The sequence below is a fragment of the Staphylococcus sp. GDY8P72P genome (assembly GCF_016890655.1).
In the GTDB taxonomy this organism is placed as follows: Bacteria; Bacillota; Bacilli; order Staphylococcales; family Staphylococcaceae; genus Staphylococcus; species Staphylococcus arlettae.
This window is the reverse complement of the sequence record NZ_JAFEQJ010000025.1, coordinates 1-811: the sequence shown is the minus strand read 5'-3', so window position 1 is coordinate 811 and position 811 is coordinate 1. Positions and strand designations below refer to the sequence as shown.

The window sequence follows — 811 nt, the reverse complement described above, 5'->3', positions numbered from 1 at the left end:
TATCTGCAATTTTACTTAGAATTGCTTTTACTATTCCTCTTATTAGTATAATCTCAGTAAGAATGCGTATAAAAATGAAAATTACAACCGATTTTGTAAGTGCTGACGCCTGAGGGAATAGTATGTGCGAGAGACTAATGGCTCGAGCCATACCCCTAGGCAAGCATGCACGTACAAAATCGTAAGATAAAAAAATAAGCATATCACTGTAAACTTTAAAAAATCAGTTTAGTGATATGCTTATTTATTTCGAGTTAGGATTTATGTCCCAAGCTCATCAAGCACAATCGGCCACTAGTTTATTTCTCTATCTTATATGTTCTGATATGGTCTTCTATACTGTATAAGTATACTTTTGAATATGGATCTTGTGTCAATTCACGTTCGAAATCAAATTCTTGATTATCAAATCTGTTAAAGAATGTTTCGTATTCTTCGACTGATAATTGCTCTCTAGATTCTAGCATATTTAAGTGTTTCTCTTTATCTAATGCTTTGTCATATCCTTTAACGATTGAACCACTAAAGATTTCTCCTACTGCTCCTGAACCATAACTAAATAGACATACTTTCTCTTCTGGTTGGAATGTGTGGTTCTGTAATAACGAAATTAAACTTAAGTATAATGATCCTGTATAAATGTTACCAACATCTCTATTCCATAATACGGTTCTGTTGCAAAGTTGAATGTATAGTATAATTTTAACAAAAAGGAGTCTTCTGTATGAACTATTTCAGATATAAACAATTTAACAAGGATGTTATCACTGTAGCCGTTGGCTACTATCTAAGATATGCATTGAGTTATCGT

1 protein-coding gene and 1 pseudogene are annotated in these 811 nt (G+C 32.3%); one reads left to right on the top strand and one right to left on the bottom strand.

What is annotated here, in order from left to right; genetic code table 11:
- Positions 1-299 precede the first annotated feature (299 nt).
- Positions 300-689, bottom strand: coding sequence for a hydroxymethylglutaryl-CoA synthase (locus tag JVU85_RS10670; RefSeq protein ID WP_020444595.1), 390 nt, complete (start codon positions 687-689; stop codon positions 300-302).
- Between the two features lie 35 nt (positions 690-724).
- Between JVU85_RS10670 and JVU85_RS10665 the strand changes: the two are divergent.
- A pseudogene (locus JVU85_RS10665) lies at positions 725-811 on the top strand (IS6 family transposase); the annotation flags it as partial.